Consider the following 21,421-nt stretch of genomic DNA (forward strand, 5'->3'; position numbering starts at 1 on the left):
CGGTGCGTATCGACCGGCTCGGCGACCTCGGCGCCGTACCCCAGGTGCTGCGCGCCGTCGGCGCCGCCACGGCCCGGTGCGGCCTGCCGCCGCCGGCCGCGCTGACCGGCGACTGGTTCGGCGCGCTCGCGGTGATCGCCCCGAGCGTCTCCGCGCAGCCGGTCGATCTCGACGCGGCCTTCGCGGTCCGGCTGGGCGCCCAGCCGGCCGACTCCCCCGCGGTGGGCGGTGGCTGGATCGGCTACCTCTCCTATCCCGATCCCGGCACCGACGGCGGGCCGCACCGGATTCCCGAAGCCGCGGGCGGCTGGACCGATTGCGTCCTGCGCCGCGACCGGGACGGCCAGTGGTGGTACGAGAGCCTGTCGGGCGCGGCGATGCCGGACTGGCTGGCCGCCGCGCTGGCGACGGCGCCGCCACCGGCGCGCGAGTGCCGGATCGACTGGGGCCCCGCCGACCGGGTGGCCCACCGCGACGGCGTGCAGAACTGCCTGGAGGCCATCCGCGCCGGCGAGGTCTACCAGGCGTGCGTGTGCACCCAATTCATCGGGAGGGTCGACGGCGCCCCGCTGGACTTCTTCGCCGAGGGCATCGCGCGCACCTCCCCGGCGCGGGCGGCCTATGTCGCCGGGCCGTGGGGCGCGGTGGCGTCGCTATCCCCGGAGCTCTTCCTGCGGCGGCGCGGGACCCTCGTGACGTCCAGCCCGATCAAGGGCACCCTGCCCCTGGACGCCTGGCCGTCGGCGCTGCGGGCGTCGGCGAAAGAGGTGGCCGAGAACATCATGATCGTCGACCTGGTGCGCAACGACCTCGGCCGGGTGGCGACCGTCGGCACCGTCACCGTGCCCGAATTGTTGGTGGTGCGCCGCGCCCCCGGGGTGTGGCACCTGGTTTCGACGGTCTCGGCGCGGGTCCCCGTCGACCTGCCGACCTCGGCGTTGCTGGACGCCGCGTTCCCGCCGGCGTCGGTCACCGGGACGCCCAAACACCGCGCGCGCCAACTGCTCTCGCAGTGGGAACCGCGTCGTCGCGGAATATACTGTGGGACAGTCGGTTTGGCCTCCCCCGTGGCGGGTTGCGAATTGAACGTCGCCATCCGCACCGTCGAGTTCGATGCCGCCGGTGGGGCCGTGCTGGGCGTCGGCGGGGGGATCACCGCCGATTCCGATCCCGACGCCGAATGGGCCGAATGCCTGCACAAGGCGTCGCCGATCGTCGGGCAGCCCCGCATCGCCGCCGCGTTCTCGGCCGGCTGATCCTCACCCGCGGCGCGACTGCAGGACCGCGTCGTAGAGCTGCCGCGAACGCACCCCCGGATGAGCGGCGGCCACCTCGCCGCACGCGTCCTTGACGCGCGCACCCCCGGCCACCAGCTCCTCGACCCGCTCGACCAGCGCCGGCAGGTCGGCGCGCGGGGTGGCGCCAGCCAGCACGACGGTGATCTCGCCGAGGACCCCGTCGTCCGCCCACGCCGCCAGCTCGTCCAGCGACCCGCGCACCACCTCCTCGTGCACCTTGGTCAGCTCCCGGCAGATGGCCGCGCGCCGGGCGCCGCCGAGCTGGTCGACGGCGTCGCGCAGACACGCGGCCAGCCGGCGCGGCGATTCGAAGAACACGCAGGTGCGCCGCTCGTCGGCCAGCGAGTCCAGCCAGGCCCGCCGCGCCGCCCTCTTGCGGGGCGCGAACCCCTCGAAGCAGAACTTCTCCGCCGGCAGGCCCGACAGGGCCAACGCCGTCATCACCGCCGACGGGCCGGGCAGGCAGGTCAGCGGCAGGTCGGCGTCCACGCAGGCCGCGACCAGCCGGAAGCCGGGGTCGCTGATCACCGGCATCCCGGCGTCGCTGACCACCAACACCGTCGCCCCGGCCTTCAGCGCGGCGATCAGCGATTCCACCCGGGCCGCCTCGACCCGGTCGAACAGGCTGATGACGCGGCCGCCGATGGTCACGTCCAGGGCTTTCGCCAGGGTGCGGACGCGCCGGGTGTCCTCGGCGGCCACCACGTCGGCGTGGGCGAGGGCGTCGATGAGCCGGGGGGATGCGTCCGACGGCTGGCCCAACGGGGTCGCGGCCAGCAACAGGCGGCCAGTGGTCATGTCGGACAGCCTACGATCGACACCGATGTCCGCCCCGCCCCGCGAATCCTTGGTCGCCGGCCCCGAGCATGTCGTGCCCGTCGTCAGCCCGGGGCCGATGGTTCCGGTGGCCGACTTCGGGCCGACCGATCACATCCGCGGCTGGGTCGTCACGGGCGTGATCGCCGTGCTGGCGACGATCACCCGGTTCCTCAATCTCGGGTCGCCGACCGATGCCGGCACACCCGTTTTCGACGAGAAGCACTACGCGCCGCAGGCCTGGCAGGTGCTGCACAACCACGGGGTGGAGGACAACCCCGGGTTCGGCCTGGTGGTCCACCCGCCGGTCGGCAAGCAGCTGATCGCGATCGGCGAGGGGATCTTCGGGTACGACGGGGTCGGCTGGCGGTTCACCGGCGCCCTGCTGGGCGTCGTGCTGGTGGTGCTGGTGACGCGGATCGTGCGGCGGATCAGCCGCTCGACGCTGGTGGGCGCCATCGCCGGGGTGCTGGTGATCTGCGACGGCGTCAGCTTCGTCGCCGCGCGGACCGCCCTGCTCGACGGCATCCTGACGTTCTTCGTGGTCGCCGCGTTCGGCGCTCTAATCGTCGACCGCGATCAGGTGCGCCAGCGCATGCACGCCGCGCTGCTGGAGGGCCGGGCCACCGCGACGGTGTGGGGTCCGCGGTTGGGGGTGCGGTGGTGGCGCTTCCTGGCCGGCGTCCTGCTCGGATTGGCTTGCGGCACAAAGTGGTCCGGCCTGTATTTCGTCCTGTTCTTCGGCGTGATGTCGTTGGCGTTCGACGTGGCGGCGCGGCGCCAGTACCAGGTGATACGACCCTGGTTCGGGGTGTTGCGGCGCGATCTGCTGCCCACCGGTTATGCGTTGGGCCTGATCCCGGTCGCGGTGTACCTGGCCAGCTACGCGCCGTGGTTCGCCTCCGAGACGGCGATCGACCGCCACGAGGTGGGCCAGTCGATCGGCCCGCACTCGGTGGTACCGCTGCCCGACGCCATCCGCTCGCTATGGCACTACAGCGCCAAGGCTTTTCAATTCCACGCGGGCCTGACGAACTCCGCCGGCAACTACCACCCGTGGGAGTCCAAGCCGTGGAGCTGGCCGATGTCGTTGCGGCCGGTGTTGTACGCGATCGATCAGCAGAACGTGTCCGGGTGCGGTGCGCAGTCGTGCGTCAAGGCGGAGATGCTTGTGGGCACGCCGGCGATGTGGTGGCTGGCGGTGCCCGTTCTGCTGTACGCGTGCTGGCGCACGTTCGTGCGCCGCGATTGGCGTTATGCCGTTGTGCTGACCGGTTATTGCGCGGGGTGGCTGCCCTGGTTCGCCGACATCGACCGGCAGATGTACTTCTTCTACGCGGCGACGATGGCACCGTTCCTGGTGATGGGGATCGCGCTGATCTGCGGGGACATCCTCTACCCGCCGAACCGCGCCCGCGGTATGGGGGGCTCCGAACGGCGCACGCTGGGGCTGATCGCGGTGTGCTGTTACGTCGCTTTGGTGGTGACCAACTTCGCCTGGCTGTTCCCGGTGCTTACCGGGCTGCCGATTTCGCAGCAGACCTGGGACATGGAGATCTGGCTGCCCAGTTGGCGCTGAGGTTTTCGGCGTCGACGTCTAGCGCACCGGGTCGCGGGCGACGGGACACGACATGCAGCGTGGCCCGCCGCGGCCGGTGCCCAGTTCGGAGCCCGCGATGGTCAGCACCTCGATGCCGGCGTCCTCAAGCCGCGCGTTGGTCTGCGCGTTGCGCTCGTAGGCGACGACGACGCCGGGGGCCAGCGCCAAGGTGTTGTTGCCGTCGTCCCACTGCTCGCGTTCGGCGATGACTGGGTCCAGTCCCGTGTCGATGACGCGCAGCCGGTCGATCTCCATCGCCTTGGCGGCGGCCTCCAGGAACGGCGCCTCGTCGCTGATCGCGACGCCCTCCGGCGTCCGCTCGATCGTGAACGCCGACAGCGTGTCGACGATGTTGGCGTACATCACCACGGTGTCGGTGTCGACCAGCGTGCACACCGTGTCGAGGTGCATCTGGGCGCGCCGCTGGGCGATCGGCACGGCGAGCACCTTGCTCGCCAGGCCGTCCTCGAAGAGGCTGCGGGCCAACGCTTCCGCGCCGGCCGGGGTGGTTCGTTCACCGACGCCCACCGCCACCACGCCGGGGGCGAGCAGCAGCACGTCGCCGCCCTCGACGGGAGCGGTGCGCGACTCGTAGGCGCGCCGCACCCCGGTGAACCGCGGGTGGTGGGCGTAGATCAGATCGGTCAACGACGCCTCGCGCACCCGGGCCCGCAGCGCCAGCGTGGGGATCACCACCCGCGGGCCGATCCATATCGACGAGTCACGGGTGAACACCAGATTGGGCAGCGGCTCGATGACAAAGTCCGCCCCCTGGTGCATGCGCAGCACCAGCGACACGTCGGTCCGGATGTCCGACGGCAATTCGTTGAACGTCATGCCGCCCATCAACACCTGGGCCAGCCGGCCCGGGTCCAGCCCCCGCAAGTAGGCCGAAAGAGATTGCGCCAGCGGAACTCCCAGCCGACGCGCGTCGACGGCCGCGGCCACCCCCTGCATCCGCGCCGCCCCGCTGTGGGTCAGCGCCTCGGCCAGCAGGTCCGATAACAGCAGCACCTGCACGCCGCGGGACCGCAGCAATTCGGCGAACTGGTCGTGCTCGTCTTGGGCGCGCGCCACCCAGGGCAACCCGTCGAACAGCAACTGATCCATGTTGCGCGGGTTGAGCCGCCGCAACTCGCCGCCGGGGCGGTGCAGGATGACGACGCGCAGCGCTCCCACCTCGGAATCGGTGCCCAGGTCGACCACACCCACAACCGTAACCGCGCCCGACCCGCCCGTCCGGGCACACGCCCCCCGCGCGCCCCGGGTCATCGAACGGATGTGCGATAGACTGGGCGCCGTGGAGATGGCGGTACAAGGCTCCCTGTTCCAGCACACCGAGCGCCGACAACTCGGCGACGGCGCCTTCATCGAAATCCGCGCCGGCTGGCTCGCCGAAGCGGACGACCTGCTCGACGCCCTGTTGTCGGCGGTCCCGTGGCGGGAGGAACGCCGGCAGATGTACGACCGCGTGGTCGACGTGCCGCGGCTGGTCAGCTTCCACGACCTCACCGTCGACGAGCCGCCCCACCCGCTGCTGGCCCGGCTGCGGCGCCGCCTCAACGACATCTATGCCGGCGAGCTCGGCGAACCGTTCACCACCGTCGGATTGTGTTGCTACCGAGACGGGTCCGACAGCGTGGCCTGGCACGGCGACACCATCGGCCGCAGCAGCTCCGAGGACACCATGGTGGCGATCATCAGCCTGGGCGCCACCCGCACGTTCGCCATGCGCCGCCGCGGCGGCGGGCCGTCGTTGCGGCTGCCCCAGGCGCACGGCGACCTGCTGGTGATGGGCGGATCCTGTCAGCGCACCTGGGAGCACGCCGTGCCCAAGACGGCGGCGCCGGTGGGCCCGCGCATCAGCATCCAGTTCCGCCCGCGCGGCGTGCGCTGAGGCGCTAGCTGCGGACCGCCTTCACCGCGTTGACGAGCAAGTCGCGGGCGCGTTGCGTATCGACCGGCGCGACCGGCTGCCCGGGGATCACCAGGGGATTGGCCGTGACGATCACCTGGTACTCGCCGAATTGCGCCGAATAGTCGTAGAGCTCGCCGGTGCGGGGCCCGCCCGCCACCAGCGCCTGCAGCACGCGGTGCACACCCATGGTGCGAGCCCCGTCGATCTGCGGCGCGTCGACCACCTCCATGCCGCCCCGCAGCTGCGGCCCGGAGAACGCGATCTTGGCGCATTCCTTCCCAGGGTCGTTGAACGGCAATGCTTTTGACGTTTCGATGGCGATGACGACGAACCGGTTGCCCTTGCCCTCGGCGGAGACCGCGGCCATGTTGCCCTGCACGTCCGGGGGCATGTCCGGGCCGGTCGCCGCCTTCGCGCAGCCGGCGGGGTCGAACGTGAGCCCCTCCGGGAGCTTGTGGCCGGCCAGCACCTTGGGATCGATCCCGCGCTCACCGATGTCGGTGACCCTGAAGTCCGGCCCGAAGCTCGACTTCACGTCGGCGACCTTCTTGATGTCGACCTTCGCCGAGGTCGTCGCCCCGGATGAGCAGCCGGCGAGCACGCACACCGCCGCCACTGCGACCGCCTCCTTGAACATCGTGGCCAATCTACCCAAGGCGGCTGCGTCAGCTGCGCAACGTGGACACCGTTTTGACGAGCAGGTCGGCGGCGAATTGCGGTGCCAACGCGGGCACCACCGAACCCGGCTCGGTGGTCAGCGTGGTGAACGCGTAGTAGTTGCCCAGGTAGGCCGTGTATGTGTATGTGCGCGAATCTATCTCGGTGCCCGACTCGACGGACGACTTGACGTCGGCGACCATGCCGACGGTCGAGGCGCCATCGATGCGCGGGGCCTCGATGAGGCGCACGCTTGCCGTGGCACGCCCGGCGGTCATGGTCCACTGCTCGCATGCGGTGACGACGTCGCCGGGCAGGTCAACCGGGCCCGGCAAAGCCACCACCACCGCGTCGACGATCCCCCCGCTGCCCGACCCCGACACACCCTGCGCCGACTGATCGCGTCCATTCCCGGGGTCGGCGAGCGTTGCGCATTGCGGCGGCCTCGTCGCGCTGTCCAACGCCTCGGGGCCCAGGCTCCAGATCACTCGCGGCGACGCCCCACTGGGGATGCCCGTGGTCGCCTCGTACCCGGGCGGCAGCTCGCGAACCAACCGCTTGATGTTGGCCGGGTTGACCGCCTTGGGCGCCGGCGATTTCGTAGGCCCGGGCGGCGGAGCGGGTGCGGGCGTGTGGGCGCACGCGGCCACCAACAGCGCGAGCGCGGGGGTTGTCAGCGGGCCGATCCGGAAGGGGCTCAGCCGACCACCTCGATCATCTGGCGGGCGACGTGCTCGATCTGGGCGGCCACGTCGCGCCGCACGCCATGGTCGGGCCGGTGCGGCACGTCGATGACGGTGGTGATGACGCCGACGTCCTCGCGCTGCCAGACCGCACCGTAGTGGTCCATGATCGTGCGCATCGGCAGGTTGTCGGAAAGCATTCGCGCCGAGAATCTTTCGACCCCGGCGACCCGCGCCGCGATGGACAGCGCATTCACCAGAAACGTGCCGATCCCCCGGCCCTGATAGGCGTCCGCGACGGTGAAGGCGATCTCGGCGACGCTGCGATCGCTTTCGTCACGCACGAAGCGCGCGTCGGCCACCGGGTCGTCGCCGTCGATCACCACCCAGACGAAGTGGTCGACGTAGTCGACCTCGGACAGGTAGTGCATCAACGCCGGGGTGGGCAGCCGCGGCGTCATGAAGCGCCGATACAACGTCTCGCTGGAGAATTGGATGTGCCCGTGCACGGTCCGCTCGCTGTCGCCGGGCAGCACCGGCCGCAGCATGAGGTGTGTTCCGTCGCGCACCCGGATCGGGATCGGGGTGATGAACGCGGCCAGACGCTGGCGCACCGTGCGCAGCAGCCGCTCCATCACGCCGGGAATGTGGAGCATGTGGGCGAAGGCGTCGTTGTCGCCGATCCACCCGGTCAGCGGGCCGGCGGTGGTGACCGTCGCCGTGCGCGGGATGTGCCGCAGCAGGGCGATCTCCCCGATGAGCATGCCCGGGAAGGCGTGTTCGACGATGACCACGCCGTCGTCGCCAACGTGGGTGATCTCGACGATGCCCGACGAGATGACCAAGAACGAGACGGCCTCCTCGCCCTGCCTCATCAGCACCTGGCCGGCCGTGGCGCGCAGCGGTTGCAGCGCGGCGGCCAACGGCACCAGATCGGAGGTCGGACATCCCTCGAAGATGTCCATCGCCGCCAGCTCGTCCGCTCGCGCGCCGGTCAAGGCCACCGCGATAGCCCGCCGCTCACACCATCGCGGCCCGGGTCTGCGCGTCGCGGTGACCGCCGCTGTGCCATGACCTGCCCGCCTGCGTTGCCGTCGTCTACCGCGCCAGGCCCGACACCCCCGGACGCGGTCGGATGTTGCCCAGGTTATGGGTTGGGTTCCGGCCGCGGCAAGGAGGGCGCGTCGAGGGCATCCGTCGGCGACGCCGCGGGGCATGATGATCGGGTGAGCGCAGGCCGCAGGCTGACGGGCGTGGGACCGCGCAAGGTCCAGGTGGGCGGTCTCTGGTTCGACGCCCTGACCGAACGGCAGGTCGTCGAGATCGTGCGCGCGGCCTGGGCCGCCGGCCGCGGCGGCTCGATCGTCCCGGTGAACATCGACGTGGCCCTTGCGGCCGCCCAGGGCCCCGAACTCGCCGAGCTGATCGGCCGGGCGTCCCTCGTCGTCGCCGACGGCATGCCCCTGGTGTGGGCGGCGCGGGCCCGGGGAGACCGGCTGCCCGAGCGCGTCGCCGGCTCGTCGTTGATCCTTCCGCTGAGCGCCGCCGCGGCGGCCGACGGGAAGTCGGTCTACCTCCTCGGCGGCGCGCAGGGGGTACCGGAGCGGGCGGCCGCGGCGCTGGTGGCGCGCTCCGCCGACCTGCGCGTCGCCGGCACCTGCTCGCCGGAATTCGGCTTCGACAGCACCGCGGAAGGGACGCGGGGGGCGGTCGCCGCCGTCGTGGCCGCCGCACCCGATCTGGTCTTCGTGGGCCTGGGCTTTCCCCGCCAGGAACGCCTCATCGAACTGCTGCGCGCCGAACTGCCCAACGCGTGGTTCCTCGCCTGCGGTGGCGGCATCGCGATGACGGCCGGCGTGGTTCGGCGGGCGTCCCCGGTGTTGCAGCGGTTCGGGTTCGAGTGGGTGCACCGGCTGGCGCTCGAGCCGCGGCGACTCGCCCGCAGGTACCTGCGCGACGACCTGCCCTTCGCGCTGGCGTTGGTGGTTCGCTCTGCGGCGCAACGGTTTAGGCGGGACTAGCCTCCCTGGCGCCCAGGATGAGGCGCACCGCGGCGGCGAGGTCGTCGACCACGACGTCGGCGCCGGCCGCCGTGCCACCGCCGGCGCGCAGCAAGACGGTCGCCGCGCCGGCCGCCCGGCCCGCCTGCACGTCGGCATCGCTGTCCCCGATCATCACCGATTCGGTCAGGGCGAAACCGTGCTCGCGCGCCGCGCGCAACAGCATGCCCGCTTCGGGCTTGCGGCAGTCGCAGCTGGCCGCGGCGTGCGGGCAGTGGTAGGCGGCGTCGATGCGGGCGCCGTCGTCGGCCAGCAGCTGTTCGAGGCGCTGGTGCACGGCGGCGAACCGCGCCGTGTCAGCGGCCGGTTCGGACAGCCAGCGCTGATTGGTGACCAGGACCGTGCGCAGGCCCGCCGCATTCAGGGCGGCCACCGCCCGCGCCGCGCCGGGCAGCAGGACCAGCTCGTCGGGAGACCTGATGTACTCGCCGTCGGGCGCCTTGACGTTGATGGTCCCGTCCCGGTCCAGGAAGACGGTGCGGACGTTCCGCAATTCGGGCATCGGTCGGGACGGCCTCAGGAGGGTCGGGCAAACAGGGCCGCTTCGACCATCTCGCAGATCGAGTGGCCGAGGTGCAGGCACGCCTCCTGCACCCGTCCCGTGTTGTCGCTGGGGACCCGGATGCAGAACTCGGCCACGTCGGCCACCTTGCCGCCGCGCGCGCCGGTGAGCGCCACGGTCGCCATCCCGGCATCGGCGGCCGCCTCCAGCGCGCGGACGACATTCGGGGAGTTGCCCGACGTGGTGAGGCCGACCACCACGTCGCCCGCGCGGCCGGCGGCGAGCACTTGGCGCGCGAACACCTCGTCGTAGGAGTAGTCGTTGCCGATCGCCGTCATCGCCGCAGTGGCGTCCGGCAAGCTGATCGCGGCGAGGCCCGGGCGGTCAAATGCGAAGCGTCCCATCAACTCTGCGGCCAAATGGCCTGCGTCTTGTGCGGATCCGCCGTTGCCGAAAAAGATCACCTTTCCACCGGAACGCAGCGACGCGATCATCAGCCGCGCGATCTCGACGGTCTGCGCCGCGATGGCGCCCGACAGCATCTGTTGCTTGACCGCGATCGTGTCCGCCAGTCGCTCCTGAACCAGCTCGACACTTGGCGGGACGACGTCGGTGCTACTCATGCCTGCCATGTCGTCAATCCCTTGCTCTCGAAAGCGAATTCGGTGATGGTCGCCCCGGCTGACTCAAGGCTTTCGATGAGGCGGTGCTTCTTGGTGAAGTCGCAGAACAGCAGGATGTAACCGCCACCGCCGGCGCCGGTGATCTTGCCGCCGAGTGCGCCGTTGCGCAGCGCCAGGTCGTAGAGCTCGTCGATGCGCTCGTTGGTGATGTAGGGCGACATGCGTTTCTTCTGGATCCACGCCTCACCCAGCAGCGCTCCGAAGTCGTTGAGCTTGCCCGTCAGCAGCGCGGCCTTCATGGCCACCGCCAGTTCCTTCTGTGCCCGCAATCCGGCCAGCGTGTCGTCGGCACCCGTTGTGGCGCGGCGGGTTTGGTCCTCGATCACGCGCCCGGAATCGCGCGTGATGCCCGTGTAGCACAGCAGCAGGCTGAGCTCGAGCTCGAAGGCGGTCTGGTCGCGCACGCGCAGCGGATTGACGATCACCCGGTCGGTGAACTCGATGAAGTTGAATCCGCCGAACGTCGCCGCGTACATGTCCTGCATGCCGCCGGCGATACCGAGGTCCTCGCGTTCGATGGCGCAGGCCAGCTGGGCGGTTTCGTACTCGCCCATCGGCGCCCGGTAGTGCTCGGCGAGCAGGCCGGTGAGCGCGACCATCATCGTCGAGGACGAGCCCAGCCCCGAACCCGGCGGCGCGCTCGACCGCAACACCAGGTCGTAGCCGTCGGTGCCGTCGCGGCCGAAACGCCGCACGGCGGCCTTGATCAGGTCGAGGCTGCCGTCGTAAAGGATCTCGCTGTCGAGGGTCATCTCGTGGGTGGTCTTGAAGTCCACCGACTCGATACTCACCCGGCGATCGGTGCGCGGCGTCAGCGAGCCGTAGGCGTACCGGTCGATGGTCGCCGACAGCACGCAGCCACCCTCGGTGGTGGGGAACGGCGGCACGTCGGTCCCGCCCCCCGCGAACGAAATCCGCAGCGGCGCGCGGGCGCGGATTCGGGGCCGGGGATTCACTGCAGACGTCATCCGCTCAGCCGGCCGACGCGCGCGATCGTCGGCGAAATGTGCGCCACGTGCCAACCCCAATGCATCGATCTCTGACGAAGAGCCCTAGCGTAGCAGTCGGATCGACGGAAAAATCGGGATTCACCTGCGGATTGCGCCGAGGCGCCCCACCCCTCACGAAAGCGATGAAATGAGCCAGGATGCAGTCGAATTGACCCGCGGTCTCCTCACCGAGGCCGCCGCACTGCGGCACGGTTTCCTCGACGTGTTGGGCGAATCGACGAGTTCTCCGGCACCGACGTTCGCGCAGCGCGCCATGAACAGCCCGCTCGTCGCGACGGTCTACGAGCGGCTGTGGCGCCCGGCCGCCTTCTACGCCGCCAGCGGCGTCACCACCCGCGCCGAACAGCGCCGCGCGGCGTCGGCACTGCGGCTGTCGAACGCGCGGCGATTGCTCGACGTCGCTTGCGGCCCAGGCAATTTCACCGGATCGCTGGCCGCGCAGTTATCGGATGGCGGCTTGGCCGTCGGCTTCGACATCTCCGAGCCGATGCTGACCCGCGCCGTCCTCGACAACAGCACGCCGCAGACCTGTTACGTCCGGGGCGACGCCCGGGCGCTGCCGTTCGCCGACGCGACGTTCGACGCGGTGTGCTGCTTCGGCGCGCTGTATCTGATGCCCGAGCCGTTCGGGGTGGCGCGCGAAATGGTGCGGGTGCTCGAGCCCGGGGGGCGGATCGCGATCCTCACCAGCTACGTCCCGGACCTGGCCGCGGCGCGCCGGGCGATGACGGCCGGCGCGGGCGTCATCGGGCTCACGATGTTCGACCGGCACGCCTTCGTCGACCTGTTCTCGTCGGCCGGCCTGGTCGACATCGCGCAGCAGACTCAGCGCGCGCTGCAGTTCGTCGTCGCCGCGAAGCCCGCCTGACGGGCCTAAGACGCCGCCTTGCACACGCCGATAACCCGAACGACCGGCGTGCCCTCCTCGCAGTCCAGGACCCACGGTTCGCCGCCGTCGACGGGCTCGGACGTGAGCGTGAACCTGACCGGCTGACCGCTGCGCTGCGTCATCTGCGTGCATTCGACCCGAAACAGGCGATAGTCCCCACCGGCCTCAACGGCAAGCGAAAACCCGGGCCGCACCGACTCAACCGGCACCTTCTGCAGGTAGTAGTCAACGTTCATCCGTCGACCGTAGGCCCGGCATTTCGACGCGCCCGGGCCCGCCACGCGGCTCTTAGGCAATGTTCAGGCAAATTTTGGGACCGTATTAGTCTTCGCCGCGCGCATGCGCGCCGGGCTGCCGCACGAAATCCGCGATGATCGACGCCATTTCGTCGATCGCGCTGCGGCGCATCACTTCGTAGCCGTGGGTGCTCAACGTCGGCAGGCACAGCAGGCCCGCGCGCGGCGTCAGCCCGTTGGCCTTGGAGTGCGACGCGTCGGATTCGAAGGCGCCCAGGACGGCGCCCTGGGGCGACAGGCCCTGCTCGGTGGCGATGCTCATCAACCGGTCGGCGACGTCCTTGTCGTAGACGCACAACGCGTCGCTGTAGCCGATGATCGGCCCGCCGCCGACGGTGGTGCCGTACTCCTGCTCGGTGGGACCGACCTCCAGGGCGAGGGTGAGCGTCCCCGGCAGGGACCCGCTGGCATAAGTGCCCCCCACCCCGCCGACCTCCTCGTTGGTGCTGAACACGAGATATACGTCGTCGACCGGTCGCTGGTCGCGCTCGCGCAGCAGGCGGGCGGCGCGCAGCAGGGCGGTCACCGCGGCGCGGTCGTCGAGGAAATAGCAGCCCAGGTACTCGCCGAAATCGACCAGCGTCCGCTTGCTGCGGTCGACGCACACCCGGGTGCCCGGGCGGATGCCCGCGGCCTGCAACTCGTCGGTGCTGCGGCCGGTGAAGACGTAGACGTGATCCCAGTCCAGCGCCTTATCGCCCTGGTCGGGCTTGGTCTGCCAGATCCGCTGGCTCTCCTGGGTGGTGTGCTCGGAGCCGAGCGTGAGCACCGCGGTCAGCGTCTCCTTTTCGCCGAGGACGGCGACCGGCCCGAGGCCGAAGTTGCCGGGGTACATCGTCCCGAGCTGGGTCAGGTGCAGCGTGCCGTCCGATTCCACCCGCTTGACCAGCATGGACAGCTCGTCCATGTGCGCCATCACCCGAGTCGCGACGCCGGGTTCGGCCGCCGAGGACACCCGATGGCGGTACCCGCGCCCAGCGTCGTCGCTCGGGAGCGTGGCGGCGATGTACCCGATCAGATTGCCCGCGTCGTCGGTCCACATGTCGTCGACGACGGGCCGCAGCTCGCGTGCGCACACGGCGCGCACCTCGGCTTCCTGCCCGCACGGCCCGTAGGCCCACAGCAGCTCTTGCAACAGGCGGTCGGAGCCGTCGTCCTCGCGCGTCGCCATGCGATCCCTTCGTTTCGTGGCCCGTCCGAAGGGATCAGTACCCGCGTCAAGCGGCGGGCAATCGCCGGCCCACCCGTAGGCGAGCTCCAGGCGTTCGAGGCGAAACCCGCTCCCAGATTTGACTGACGCCCGTCATTGACGGTCGTCAGCAAATCGGCGTAGGGTCCCCCCATGCCGTCACTGCAGGCGCCGTCCGGCGTACGGGAGGCTCGGCGCCTGGAAACCCGGGCGCGCCTGTTCGACGCCGCGCTGGACGAGATCGGGCAGCGCGGGCTGGCCGCGGCAGACGTGAGCGCGATCGCCGCCGCGGCCGGCGTGGTGCGGGGGACCTTCTATTTCCACTTCCCGACCAAGGAGCACGTTCTCGCCGAACTGGAGCGCAACGAGGAGAGGCGGATCATCGACGAACTCGGCGACGCCGAGGGCGATTTGGCTACGATCCTGTCGGACGTCGTATCTCGGATACTTGACGCCGAAAATCGTTTGGGTGCAGCCGTTTTCCGCGACATGCTCGGTCTGCATTTCTCGCCGTCGCGTCCCGTTGAAGAAGAGCTGGTGCAGCACCCAATCGCACAGTTCCTGGCGGGCGCGATCGGCCGTGCGCAAGATGCGGGACAAGTCCCGTCCGACGCGGACGCCGCGGAACTTGCGATGTTCTTTCTCACCGGCCTCTTTGCGCTGCTCGCCATCGGATCACACGACCCTGCGCTGTTAAGTCGTTACGTGTCAACGAGTGTCAACGGAATGGAGAAACGATGAACAGCACGAGCATCCAGGGGTATCGCGAGTTCCTGGCTAGGCGCGACGGCGAGGCCGATCTCCTCAACCGACGATTGGCGAAGCGCGAGCAGTTCTTCGGTCAAATTCAAGCGAACCTCGTCCGGTCGGCCCACCCGATCGACCAACGGACGTTCCTGCGCAACTTGCGCCGGAGGCGGCCCGAGGCCGGATTGGATCGCAAGATGCTCTTCCTGTTGGCGACCGCCAAGCTGAACCAGGCGGAGCGGTTCGGCGTAGGGCTCGGCGAAACCTACGGGCGCAACAGCGATCAGAATCTGCCGCCCGAAAACGTCTACCTCGAACTGGAAGAGCACTACCACACCCGCCTGCTCGCTTACGCGCTCGACATCTTCGACCTGACGTTCCAAGTCGTCCCTCCGCCATTCGTCATGCGGCAGTTCGTCAAAATCGGTGTGTTCCTTCCCGAACGGCTGAGCTTCGCGTTCGTCGGCGCCGGCGAGATGGCTGGCTGCGTCATGTTCGACGAATTGCGCCGTGTCGGCATCGAGCTGTTCGCCGACGAACCCGAGGTCGCCGAGCGAATCGAACTGCTGTACAGCGAGATCCTCACCGACGAGATCGGCCACGTCGGCTACTGCGCATCCCGATGCACCGCGCCAGAGCGGGTGATCATGCGCCGCCTCTACCCGCTCATCGGGCGGATGTTCGCCCGCCAGACGGTCGAAATCAGCCTGCTGCTCGATCCGAAGGCGTTGCGCGCCCGGCTCGACCGGCCCTTCGACGTCGAGGAACTCACCGCCGGGCTGGACAACGAAACGTATCTCGTCGCACACCCGTAACGGCGTAAGCCGTCAAGCGAAGAATCCCGACGGGAAGTGAACGTTCAGGGGCGCCGTCTATAGCCGGTGGCCACTGTGCGGGGCACACTCGACGCAGGAGGGGCTGAACCGAGTCCCATAGGAACAACCCGAGACCGGACCGTGCCGCTCAAGAAGAGGGTTGTTACGCGAGGTTTCCCCCTTTCAGCCCCTCCCCTCAAGTCCGAGTTTCCGCCACGCAGCCGAACCTCGCGGCGGCGTCGATCGTGTCTACGAGTAACACCATGCCGCAATCTCGTCCGACGACCGAGGGAGAGGATGATGGGAGACAGGCATCACGATCCGACCGATCATTTCCGGACCACGCAACTGCACGCCGGCATGACGATGAAGGACAACCTGTTGTGGCCAGGCCTCGGCCTACTGGCCGTCGGGGTGGCCGGGATGATCAGCACCGCAGCAGTCGCGGCTTACGGACATTACGAATGGTTGGCGATGACGGTGTTGGTCGCCGTCATCGGAACCCTCGCCGGAGCGCTATGGTGCGCCGCCGAGCGTCGCCGCGTGGCCCGCATTGACGAGCGGGTGGGTCGCAGACGCCGGCTGCCTGGGCGCCGGCGCGCCGCCGACTCGGAGCTGACCCGCGATCGGGTAAGAGAATTCAGCGATTCCAACGCGTAATCAGGGATACGTGTAATACTCGCGGACTTCCATGACCGATGACCACTGCGGGAATCCCGCGATGATTTCGGCGTCGGAAAGCTCCCCCATGTCCGGCGGAGCCTCGCCCAATCCCTCGATATGCCCGACATAAATTCGAGCGGCTAGACCCGATACGGACAACCGACCGAATTGCAGCATGTAGCCCGGTGCCGCGCCGGCTGCCTCGGGTGGCGAAGACGCATCGAGCGCCCACGAATCGTCATTGCCGGCGCTCCATGCCGGAAACGCCGCGCCGGCGGATCGCTTCGGCCCCCAATCGCCGTATTGCGCGTGCCAAGGCCGCTGACGCGACTGGTCGTCGTTGGACCAGCTGACGCTTCCTACGCCGTTCAGCACGACAAGGGCCACATTGGAGCCCGCGAAGTCACGGCACCATTGAATGGCGCACAGAACGCCGACGCGGGAACGCTGCGGGGACAGGCGCATATCGATGAACTCGGCCTCATCCAACGCCCCCACAAAGACGAGTGGATTTCGTCGCGAGGACGCGGGCTGCACCTCCGGCGTGAATTCGTAAAGCTGACTGACCGGATGAAGACTCATTGGTAGAAGCTTCTCCTCACTCCGGCAACGGTATGTGCGCGCGCTTTCGCCGGCGGGCACACCTGGCAGCTGGCCCGCTGCGCGCCCGAGCCGCCAACCATGCGGTCCCGAACCGAAAGGTCTTCACCGACAACGAATCCCGCGCTGCACCCGTCTACGGCGTAACGCAAACGCGAGCGGGCCGCAGTGAGATCCGACGCCCCGCCACGCGCGACGCCATAACTGCGCTCGCTGACCGTCTCCCAGTAATCGGCCGCCTCAGTCAGGTGGTCGGCCGGCCAGGCCAACAGCCCGGACAAGCCGGGAACCCCAGCGACCCCCGCCTTGGCTACCCGCCGGTCACCGCCGGGGAGGCAAAGGCTTCGCCGATGGCGCGGTTTAGGTGACCGAGAAGTCGGCAATTCGATGGTTTCCTGTTTCTCCCGCTCGCAGGAGGCAACGTGCAGGAGGGGGGCAGCATCCTCCGGCAAGCAGAAGCGGCGCTGCGACGAGCCGAGGCCTCGCTGGAAGCTGGACGCACCGTGATTCGACGCGCCACGGATAGCATCCATCGTGCGGAGGCGCTGCTGGCGGCGGTCTCGCGGCGACATCGGCTGCCGGCCCCGCCGAGTAATTGGGACAGACGCGGTCACTCGACGGAAGCCCCGTCTGACTGCACCGGCTGCATAAACCCTGACCTGCTCAAACTGGGTGGAGCTAAGGGGATTCGAACCCCTGACCTACTCGATGCGAACGAGTCGCGCTACCAACTGCGCCATAGCCCCTGATCGCTAGCAGGCTACCAGCCGCGGCGCGAACCGCCGAACACCCCGGCGCTACTCGCCGACGGCGCGCGGCAGGTCGCGGGGCCAACCGTAGTTGCGCATCGGCATCGCGTAGTCCAGGTGCTCGAAGATCGGGTCCTCGTCGTCGATCTCCAGCACCACCGCGCCCGGGCGCCGCAGCCGCGACGGGACCACGTCGTAGTCCCGGTCGTAGGCGTTCTCCACGCCCATGCGGGCCCGGGCCATCCGCTGCATGCGGCGGCGACGCACCTTCTCCTCGATGCGGGTCTGGCGGCGCAGGTACGCCAGGTAGAGCAGCGTCACGGCGGTGGCGGCGCCGCACGCCCACCACGCCGTCGGCGAGATCTTGAACGCGGCCGTGGCCGTGCCGACCAGGACGACGGCCATGACCATCAGCACACGCTTGCGAAACTTGTACTTGCGCGCGCTCACCGCGGCGGCGGTCTTCGCGTCGAACCGGCGACGGCGCGAGGCGTTCCGCGGGATCGGCGCCGGCATCTCCTCGTCGTCGGCTTCGGCGTCCGGCTCCAAACCGGAGGAGTCCTCGACGTACTCGTAGCCCTCGTCGTCTTCGTCGCCGTGCTGGGCGACCACGTCGGTGTCGGAATCCTCGTCGTCCTCGTCGGCTTCGGGTTCCTCCTCGACCGCCGCGGCGACGCCGGCCGGCAGCGCCTGCGAATCCTCGACGACGTCGACGTCGAGGTAATCGGGCTCGGTGCGCTCGGGCGTCGCAAGCTTCATGACGACGGGACGCGCGGCCTGTAGCTCCTCGGTGTCGTGCTCTTCGTCCTCGTCCTCGCCCTCGGCGAGGTCGACCTCGCTTTCCGCCGACCCTTCCGCCGGCTTCCAGTCCGGATCGCTGCGATGACCGGCGGCGGGGCCATTGCGCTTCAGCAGGCGGGAATTCGCACCCCCGTTGAGGACCCGGGTCGCCAGGGCCACGTCACTGGTGCGCCGGACGGCGTCTCGTTTGCTGACGAGCATCGGCACCAAGACGAACAGCCAAAGCACTACGAGCGAGATCCACAACAGTGACTGCGGGATGCTTGGCATGACGACCTGCTCTCTTCGGTTCCGATCCCCGCGAGGCTTGGCCAGCGCGGCCGGGTCTTAGTGACCAGCACAATTACACACCTGTAATTTGGCTCTCACAAGCACCACGAGTCACTCGTGTCGCGATAGCCACAGATAGGCCCGCTTGCTGGGGCGGCGCGGTCATGCCCAGCTGGCGTGCCCGCCCCGAACCAGGGTCGATGCCACCGATCCGGACACCTCTTCGGCCGTGATGGCCATCAACAGGTGGTCCCGCCAGGCCTTGTCCACCTCGAGGTAGCGCTGCAACAACCCCTCTTGGCGGAAGCCCACCTTCGCCAGCACGGCCCGGCTGGCGGCGTTCTCGGGCCGCACGGTGGCCTCGACGCGGTGCAGCATCACCGGGCCGAAGCAGTGGTCCAGGCCCAGGGCCAGCGCGGCCGTGGCCACCCCGCCGCCGGTCGCCGACCGCGGCACCCAGTAACCGATCCAGGCCGACCGCAGCGCCCCATGGGTGACGTTGCCGATGGTCAACTGGCCGCAGAACTGGCCGTCCAGTTCGATGACGTAGGGCAGCATGCGGCCGGCGCGGGCCTCGGCGCGCAGACCGGAACACAGCGCAGGCCACGCCGCGACCGTGTGCCGGCTCGTCCAATCGGTCTCGGCGCTGGGCTCCCACGGCTCGAGGTGCGCGCGGTCGGCCAACCGGATGCGGCTCCATTGGGCGCCGTCGCGCATCCGCACGGCGCGCAACCGGACGACGCCGGCCGGAACGCGCAGCGGCCCCACGTCCAGCGGCCACCCCGGATGACGGGCGTTGGTGCGCAACAGGTTCACGAGCGTGCGGAGTCGTTGCACTTAACCGCGCTGAGCCAGGAAGGCGACGTCGACGATCTCGCCGGTGCGTATCTGTTCGGCGCCGCTGGGCACCACCACGAGGCAGTTCGCCTCGGCGAGGGTGGCCAGCAGGTGCGAGGACGCGCCGGGGGCCCCGCCCAGCGCCTGCACCAGGTACTCCCCGGTCTCCTGGTCGCGCATCAGCTGGCCGCGCAGGTAGCCCTTCCGCCCGGCGACCGAGGTGATCGGTGAGAGTGTGCGCGCCTGGACAATTCGGCGCATCGGCTGGCGCTTGCCCAGCGACAGGCGGATCAGCGGCCGCACCATCACCTCGAAGACCACCAGGGCGCTGACCGGGTTCGCGGGCAGCAGGAACGTCGGGACGCCTTCGCGACCGAGCTGCCCGAACCCCTGCACGGACCCCGGATGCATGGCGACGCGAACGACTTCCATCTCCCCGAGCTCGGACAGCACCGACCGCACCGCCTCGGCCGCCGCGCCCCCGACCCCGCCGGCGATCACCAGAACCTCGGCGCGGTTGATCTGGCCCTCGACGGTCTCGCGGAATTCCCGGGCGTCGTTGCTGACGATGCCGATGCGGTTGACCTCCGCGCCGGCATCCCGGGCCGCGGCCGCCAAGGCGTAGGAGTTGACGTCGTAGACCTGGCCGTTGCCCGGGGTGCGCGAGATGTCGACCAGTTCGCCACCGACGGCCAGCACCGCCACCCGCGGCCGCGGATGAACCAGCACCCGTTCGCGGCCGACCGCCGCCAGCAGGCCGACCTGGGCGGCCCCGATGACCGTGCCCGCGCGCACCGCGACGTCGCCCGGCTGCACGTCGTCGCCGGTGCGGCGCACGTACGCCCCCGACGGCGCCCCCCGCAGGATCCGCACCCGGGTGCTGCCGCCGTCGGTCCAGCGCAACGGGATCACGGCGTCGGCCAGCGTCGGCAGCGGGGCGCCCGTGTGCACGCGGGCGGCCTGGCGGGGCTGCAGCCGGCTGGGCGTGCGCGCCCCGGCCTCGATGGTGCCCATCACCGGCAGCACCAGGCCCTCACGCCGGTCTTCGTCGATTTCGGTGCCGGGCGGCTCGCCGAGGCTCTCGGCACCCACTTCCCCAACGCCGAGCACGTCGACGCTGCGCACCGCGTACCCGTCGATGGCGGCCTGATCGAAGCCGGGCATCGGGCGCTCGGTGACGACTTCCTCGGCGCACATCAGGCCCTGCGCCTCGGCGATGGCCACCTTGATGGGCCGCGGAGCCACCGCGGCGGCCGTTATCCGGGCCTGCTGCTCCTCAACAGAACGCACAGCGCGCCTCTCTGCCGTCTACGGGCGCCCGCTTGGCCGGGTATCGGCCGGCTACTTCTCGGCCAGGCCCAACCGCGCCACCAACCATCGCCGCAAATCCGGGCCGTAGTCGTCACGATCCAATGCAAAGTCAACCGCAGCCTTGAGGTAGCCGCCGGGATTTCCCAAGTCGTGTCGAGATCCGCGATGCACGACGACATGCACCGGGTGGCCCTCGGAAATCAGCAACGCGATCGCGTCGGTGAGCTGCACTTCGCCGCCCACCCCATGCTCGACGCGGCGCAGCGCGTCGAAGATCGCCCGGTCGAGCACGTAGCGGCCCGCCGCGGCGAACAACGACGGGGCGTCCTCGCGCTTGGGCTTCTCGACCATACCGTTGACCTTCAGCACGTCGGGGTCGGCGCCGGGCACCGGCTCGACATCGAAAACGCCGTAGGCGCTGATCTCTTCGGGCGCCACCTCGATGGCGCACAGCACCGAGCCGCCGTAGTCCGCGCGCACCTTTGACATCGTCTCCAGGACGCCGGTCGGCAGCACCAGGTCGTCGGGCAGCAGGACCATCACGGCGTCGTCGTCGAGCGTCAACGTGGGCTCGACGCAACTGATGGCGTGCCCCAGCCCGAGCGGCTCGGCCTGAACCACGGACTCGACCTTGATCAGCTGCGGCGCCCGGCGCACCTTGTCGAGCATCGCCTTCTTGCCGCGGGCCTCCAGCGTGCCCTCGAGCACCAGGTCCTCGACGAAGTGCGCGACCACGCCGTCCTTGCCCTCGGAGGTGATGATCACCAGCCGGTCGGCGCCCGCCTCGGCCGCCTCGGCGGCGACCAGCTCGATGCCGGGCGTGTCCACGACCGGCAGCAGCTCCTTGGGCACCGTTTTCGTCGCGGGCAGGAAGCGGGTACCAAGACCGGCAGCGGGCACAATCGCCGTGTGTGGGACCACCACGTTTGGGCTTGACATTGTTCACACGATAACCCGAACGCCGTTTGCCGAGTCGATGTGGCGCGGGCAAAGACGGGGCTGCAATCTGTCTCTTATACACATCTCC

At 69.7% G+C, this 21,421-nt stretch carries 23 protein-coding genes and 1 tRNA gene; 8 read left to right on the forward strand and 16 right to left on the reverse strand.

Going from position 1 to position 21,421, the window contains the following annotated elements:
* The first annotated feature begins 2 nt into the window (after positions 1–2).
* On the forward strand, positions 3–1,256 hold the full coding sequence (locus WU80_RS11185; RefSeq protein WP_055402641.1) for an aminodeoxychorismate synthase component I: 1,254 nt from the start codon (positions 3–5) through the stop codon (positions 1,254–1,256).
* A gap of 3 nt (positions 1,257–1,259) precedes the next feature.
* On the opposite strand, the gene rsmI is transcribed toward WU80_RS11185, so the two are convergent.
* A complete protein-coding gene (rsmI, locus tag WU80_RS11190) occupies positions 1,260–2,096 on the reverse strand; it encodes a 16S rRNA (cytidine(1402)-2'-O)-methyltransferase (protein WP_055402638.1) in 837 nt (278 codons plus the stop codon).
* Between the two features lie 25 nt (positions 2,097–2,121).
* Between rsmI and WU80_RS11195 the strand changes: the two genes are divergently transcribed.
* A complete protein-coding gene (locus WU80_RS11195) occupies positions 2,122–3,693 on the forward strand; it encodes a dolichyl-phosphate-mannose--protein mannosyltransferase (RefSeq protein ID WP_055402636.1) in 1,572 nt (523 codons plus the stop codon).
* A gap of 18 nt (positions 3,694–3,711) precedes the next feature.
* Here the strand turns inward: WU80_RS11195 and arcA are convergent, their stop codons facing one another.
* Entirely contained in the window at positions 3,712–4,926 is a 1,215-nt protein-coding gene (gene arcA, locus WU80_RS11200) for an arginine deiminase (RefSeq protein WP_055402635.1), read from the reverse strand.
* An 88-nt stretch (positions 4,927–5,014) separates the two neighbouring features.
* Here arcA and WU80_RS11205 point away from each other — a divergent pair, with 88 nt between their 5' ends.
* The gene (locus WU80_RS11205) at positions 5,015–5,611 is read left to right on the forward strand and encodes an alpha-ketoglutarate-dependent dioxygenase AlkB (RefSeq protein ID WP_197281202.1); all 597 of its coding nucleotides are present in this window, start codon (positions 5,015–5,017) and stop codon (positions 5,609–5,611) included.
* Between the two features lie 4 nt (positions 5,612–5,615).
* Here the strand turns inward: WU80_RS11205 and WU80_RS11210 are convergent, their stop codons facing one another.
* The 3 genes from WU80_RS11210 to WU80_RS11220 are packed head-to-tail and all read right to left on the reverse strand — an operon-like array spanning position 5,616 to position 7,937.
* The gene (locus WU80_RS11210; RefSeq protein WP_055402632.1) at positions 5,616–6,269 is read right to left on the reverse strand and encodes a DUF5642 family protein; all 654 of its coding nucleotides are present in this window, start codon (positions 6,267–6,269) and stop codon (positions 5,616–5,618) included.
* Positions 6,270–6,297: 28 nt separating this feature from the next.
* On the reverse strand, positions 6,298–6,990 hold the full coding sequence (locus tag WU80_RS11215; protein ID WP_055402629.1) for a DUF5642 family protein: 693 nt from the start codon (positions 6,988–6,990) through the stop codon (positions 6,298–6,300).
* On the reverse strand, positions 6,987–7,937 hold the full coding sequence (locus tag WU80_RS11220; RefSeq protein ID WP_055402677.1) for a GNAT family N-acetyltransferase: 951 nt from the start codon (positions 7,935–7,937) through the stop codon (positions 6,987–6,989). The genes WU80_RS11215 and WU80_RS11220 overlap by 4 nt, the downstream gene beginning before the upstream one ends.
* A gap of 261 nt (positions 7,938–8,198) precedes the next feature.
* On the opposite strand from WU80_RS11220, the gene WU80_RS11225 reads away from it, so the two are divergent.
* On the forward strand, positions 8,199–8,993 hold the full coding sequence (locus WU80_RS11225; protein ID WP_231633802.1) for a WecB/TagA/CpsF family glycosyltransferase: 795 nt from the start codon (positions 8,199–8,201) through the stop codon (positions 8,991–8,993).
* Here WU80_RS11225 and WU80_RS11230 read toward each other — a convergent pair.
* Genes WU80_RS11230 through WU80_RS11240 form a run of 3 tightly spaced genes read right to left on the reverse strand, consistent with a single transcriptional unit; the run spans position 8,980 to position 11,185 of the window.
* The gene (locus WU80_RS11230; protein ID WP_055402628.1) at positions 8,980–9,534 is read right to left on the reverse strand and encodes an HAD-IIIA family hydrolase; all 555 of its coding nucleotides are present in this window, start codon (positions 9,532–9,534) and stop codon (positions 8,980–8,982) included. The two genes, WU80_RS11225 and WU80_RS11230, sit on opposite strands and share 14 nt — an antisense overlap.
* Positions 9,535–9,548: 14 nt before the next feature.
* Positions 9,549–10,166: an SIS domain-containing protein gene (locus tag WU80_RS11235; RefSeq protein WP_197281201.1), complete on the reverse strand. Its 618-nt coding sequence runs from the start codon at positions 10,164–10,166 to the stop codon at positions 9,549–9,551.
* A complete protein-coding gene (locus WU80_RS11240; protein WP_055402624.1) occupies positions 10,154–11,185 on the reverse strand; it encodes a GHMP kinase in 1,032 nt (343 codons plus the stop codon). The genes WU80_RS11235 and WU80_RS11240 overlap by 13 nt, the downstream gene beginning before the upstream one ends.
* A gap of 169 nt (positions 11,186–11,354) precedes the next feature.
* On the opposite strand from WU80_RS11240, the gene WU80_RS11245 reads away from it, so the two are divergent.
* On the forward strand, positions 11,355–12,095 hold the full coding sequence (locus tag WU80_RS11245) for a class I SAM-dependent methyltransferase (RefSeq protein ID WP_055402622.1): 741 nt from the start codon (positions 11,355–11,357) through the stop codon (positions 12,093–12,095).
* Positions 12,096–12,100: 5 nt separating this feature from the next.
* Here the strand turns inward: WU80_RS11245 and WU80_RS11250 are convergent, their stop codons facing one another.
* Complete coding sequence (locus tag WU80_RS11250; protein ID WP_055402620.1) at positions 12,101–12,352, reverse strand: hypothetical protein; 252 nt, start codon at positions 12,350–12,352, stop codon at positions 12,101–12,103.
* Positions 12,353–12,437: 85 nt separating this feature from the next.
* Positions 12,438–13,583: a peptidase M42 gene (locus WU80_RS11255; RefSeq protein WP_055402618.1), complete on the reverse strand. Its 1,146-nt coding sequence runs from the start codon at positions 13,581–13,583 to the stop codon at positions 12,438–12,440.
* A 171-nt stretch (positions 13,584–13,754) separates the two neighbouring features.
* Here WU80_RS11255 and WU80_RS11260 point away from each other — a divergent pair, with 171 nt between their 5' ends.
* The 3 genes from WU80_RS11260 (at position 13,755) to usfY (ending at position 15,823) form a co-directional block, all read left to right on the forward strand.
* Entirely contained in the window at positions 13,755–14,342 is a 588-nt protein-coding gene (locus tag WU80_RS11260) for a TetR/AcrR family transcriptional regulator (protein ID WP_055402616.1), read from the forward strand.
* Complete coding sequence (locus WU80_RS11265; protein ID WP_055402614.1) at positions 14,339–15,163, forward strand: hypothetical protein; 825 nt, start codon at positions 14,339–14,341, stop codon at positions 15,161–15,163. Before WU80_RS11260 ends, WU80_RS11265 begins: the two co-directional genes overlap by 4 nt.
* Positions 15,164–15,463: 300 nt before the next feature.
* Complete coding sequence (gene usfY, locus WU80_RS11270; RefSeq protein WP_231633803.1) at positions 15,464–15,823, forward strand: protein UsfY; 360 nt, start codon at positions 15,464–15,466, stop codon at positions 15,821–15,823.
* Here usfY and WU80_RS11275 read toward each other — a convergent pair whose 3' ends face one another.
* The 6 genes from WU80_RS11275 to WU80_RS11300 form a co-directional block, all read right to left on the reverse strand.
* The gene (locus WU80_RS11275) at positions 15,824–16,408 is read right to left on the reverse strand and encodes a hypothetical protein (RefSeq protein WP_055402613.1); all 585 of its coding nucleotides are present in this window, start codon (positions 16,406–16,408) and stop codon (positions 15,824–15,826) included.
* 691 nt (positions 16,409–17,099) lie between these two features.
* Positions 17,100–17,172, reverse strand: a tRNA-Ala gene (locus WU80_RS11280).
* 51 nt (positions 17,173–17,223) lie between these two features.
* Complete coding sequence (gene glpR / locus WU80_RS11285) at positions 17,224–18,246, reverse strand: gephyrin-like molybdotransferase receptor GlpR (RefSeq protein ID WP_055402611.1); 1,023 nt, start codon at positions 18,244–18,246, stop codon at positions 17,224–17,226.
* A 162-nt stretch (positions 18,247–18,408) separates the two neighbouring features.
* Positions 18,409–19,062 carry a GNAT family N-acetyltransferase gene (locus WU80_RS11290; protein ID WP_197281203.1) on the reverse strand — a complete coding sequence of 218 codons (654 nt, stop codon included), beginning with the start codon at positions 19,060–19,062 and terminating at the stop codon, positions 18,409–18,411.
* Positions 19,063–19,083: 21 nt separating this feature from the next.
* Positions 19,084–20,373: a gephyrin-like molybdotransferase Glp gene (gene glp / locus WU80_RS11295; RefSeq protein ID WP_055402609.1), complete on the reverse strand. Its 1,290-nt coding sequence runs from the start codon at positions 20,371–20,373 to the stop codon at positions 19,084–19,086.
* A gap of 51 nt (positions 20,374–20,424) precedes the next feature.
* Complete coding sequence (locus WU80_RS11300) at positions 20,425–21,333, reverse strand: UTP--glucose-1-phosphate uridylyltransferase (protein ID WP_055402608.1); 909 nt, start codon at positions 21,331–21,333, stop codon at positions 20,425–20,427.
* Between the last annotated feature and the right edge of the window lie 88 nt (positions 21,334–21,421).

This window comes from Mycobacterium sp. UM_11, assembly GCF_001414075.1.
Classification (GTDB): domain Bacteria; phylum Actinomycetota; class Actinomycetes; order Mycobacteriales; family Mycobacteriaceae; genus Mycobacterium.

Bases quoted from the DNA above. Each gene is read 5' to 3' on its own strand.
- rsmI (WP_055402638.1), bottom strand. From the start codon at position 2,096: ATGACCACTGGCCGCCTGTTGCTGGCCGCGACCCCGTTGGGCCAGCCG.
- WU80_RS11195 (WP_055402636.1), top strand. From the start codon at position 2,122: ATGTCCGCCCCGCCCCGCGAATCCTTGGTCGCCGGCCCCGAGCATGTC.
- WU80_RS11210 (WP_055402632.1), bottom strand. From the start codon at position 6,269: ATGTTCAAGGAGGCGGTCGCAGTGGCGGCGGTGTGCGTGCTCGCCGGC.
- WU80_RS11220 (WP_055402677.1), bottom strand. From the start codon at position 7,937: ATGGACATCTTCGAGGGATGTCCGACCTCCGATCTGGTGCCGTTGGCC.
- WU80_RS11230 (WP_055402628.1), bottom strand. From the start codon at position 9,534: ATGCCCGAATTGCGGAACGTCCGCACCGTCTTCCTGGACCGGGACGGG.
- WU80_RS11235 (WP_197281201.1), bottom strand. From the start codon at position 10,166: ATGGCAGGCATGAGTAGCACCGACGTCGTCCCGCCAAGTGTCGAGCTG.
- WU80_RS11240 (WP_055402624.1), bottom strand. From the start codon at position 11,185: ATGACGTCTGCAGTGAATCCCCGGCCCCGAATCCGCGCCCGCGCGCCG.
- WU80_RS11245 (WP_055402622.1), top strand. From the start codon at position 11,355: ATGAGCCAGGATGCAGTCGAATTGACCCGCGGTCTCCTCACCGAGGCC.
- WU80_RS11250 (WP_055402620.1), bottom strand. From the start codon at position 12,352: ATGAACGTTGACTACTACCTGCAGAAGGTGCCGGTTGAGTCGGTGCGG.
- WU80_RS11255 (WP_055402618.1), bottom strand. From the start codon at position 13,583: ATGGCGACGCGCGAGGACGACGGCTCCGACCGCCTGTTGCAAGAGCTG.
- WU80_RS11260 (WP_055402616.1), top strand. From the start codon at position 13,755: ATGCCGTCACTGCAGGCGCCGTCCGGCGTACGGGAGGCTCGGCGCCTG.
- WU80_RS11265 (WP_055402614.1), top strand. From the start codon at position 14,339: ATGAACAGCACGAGCATCCAGGGGTATCGCGAGTTCCTGGCTAGGCGC.
- usfY (WP_231633803.1), top strand. From the start codon at position 15,464: ATGGGAGACAGGCATCACGATCCGACCGATCATTTCCGGACCACGCAA.
- WU80_RS11275 (WP_055402613.1), bottom strand. From the start codon at position 16,408: ATGAGTCTTCATCCGGTCAGTCAGCTTTACGAATTCACGCCGGAGGTG.
- glpR (WP_055402611.1), bottom strand. From the start codon at position 18,246: ATGCCAAGCATCCCGCAGTCACTGTTGTGGATCTCGCTCGTAGTGCTT.
- WU80_RS11300 (WP_055402608.1), bottom strand. From the start codon at position 21,333: ATGTCAAGCCCAAACGTGGTGGTCCCACACACGGCGATTGTGCCCGCT.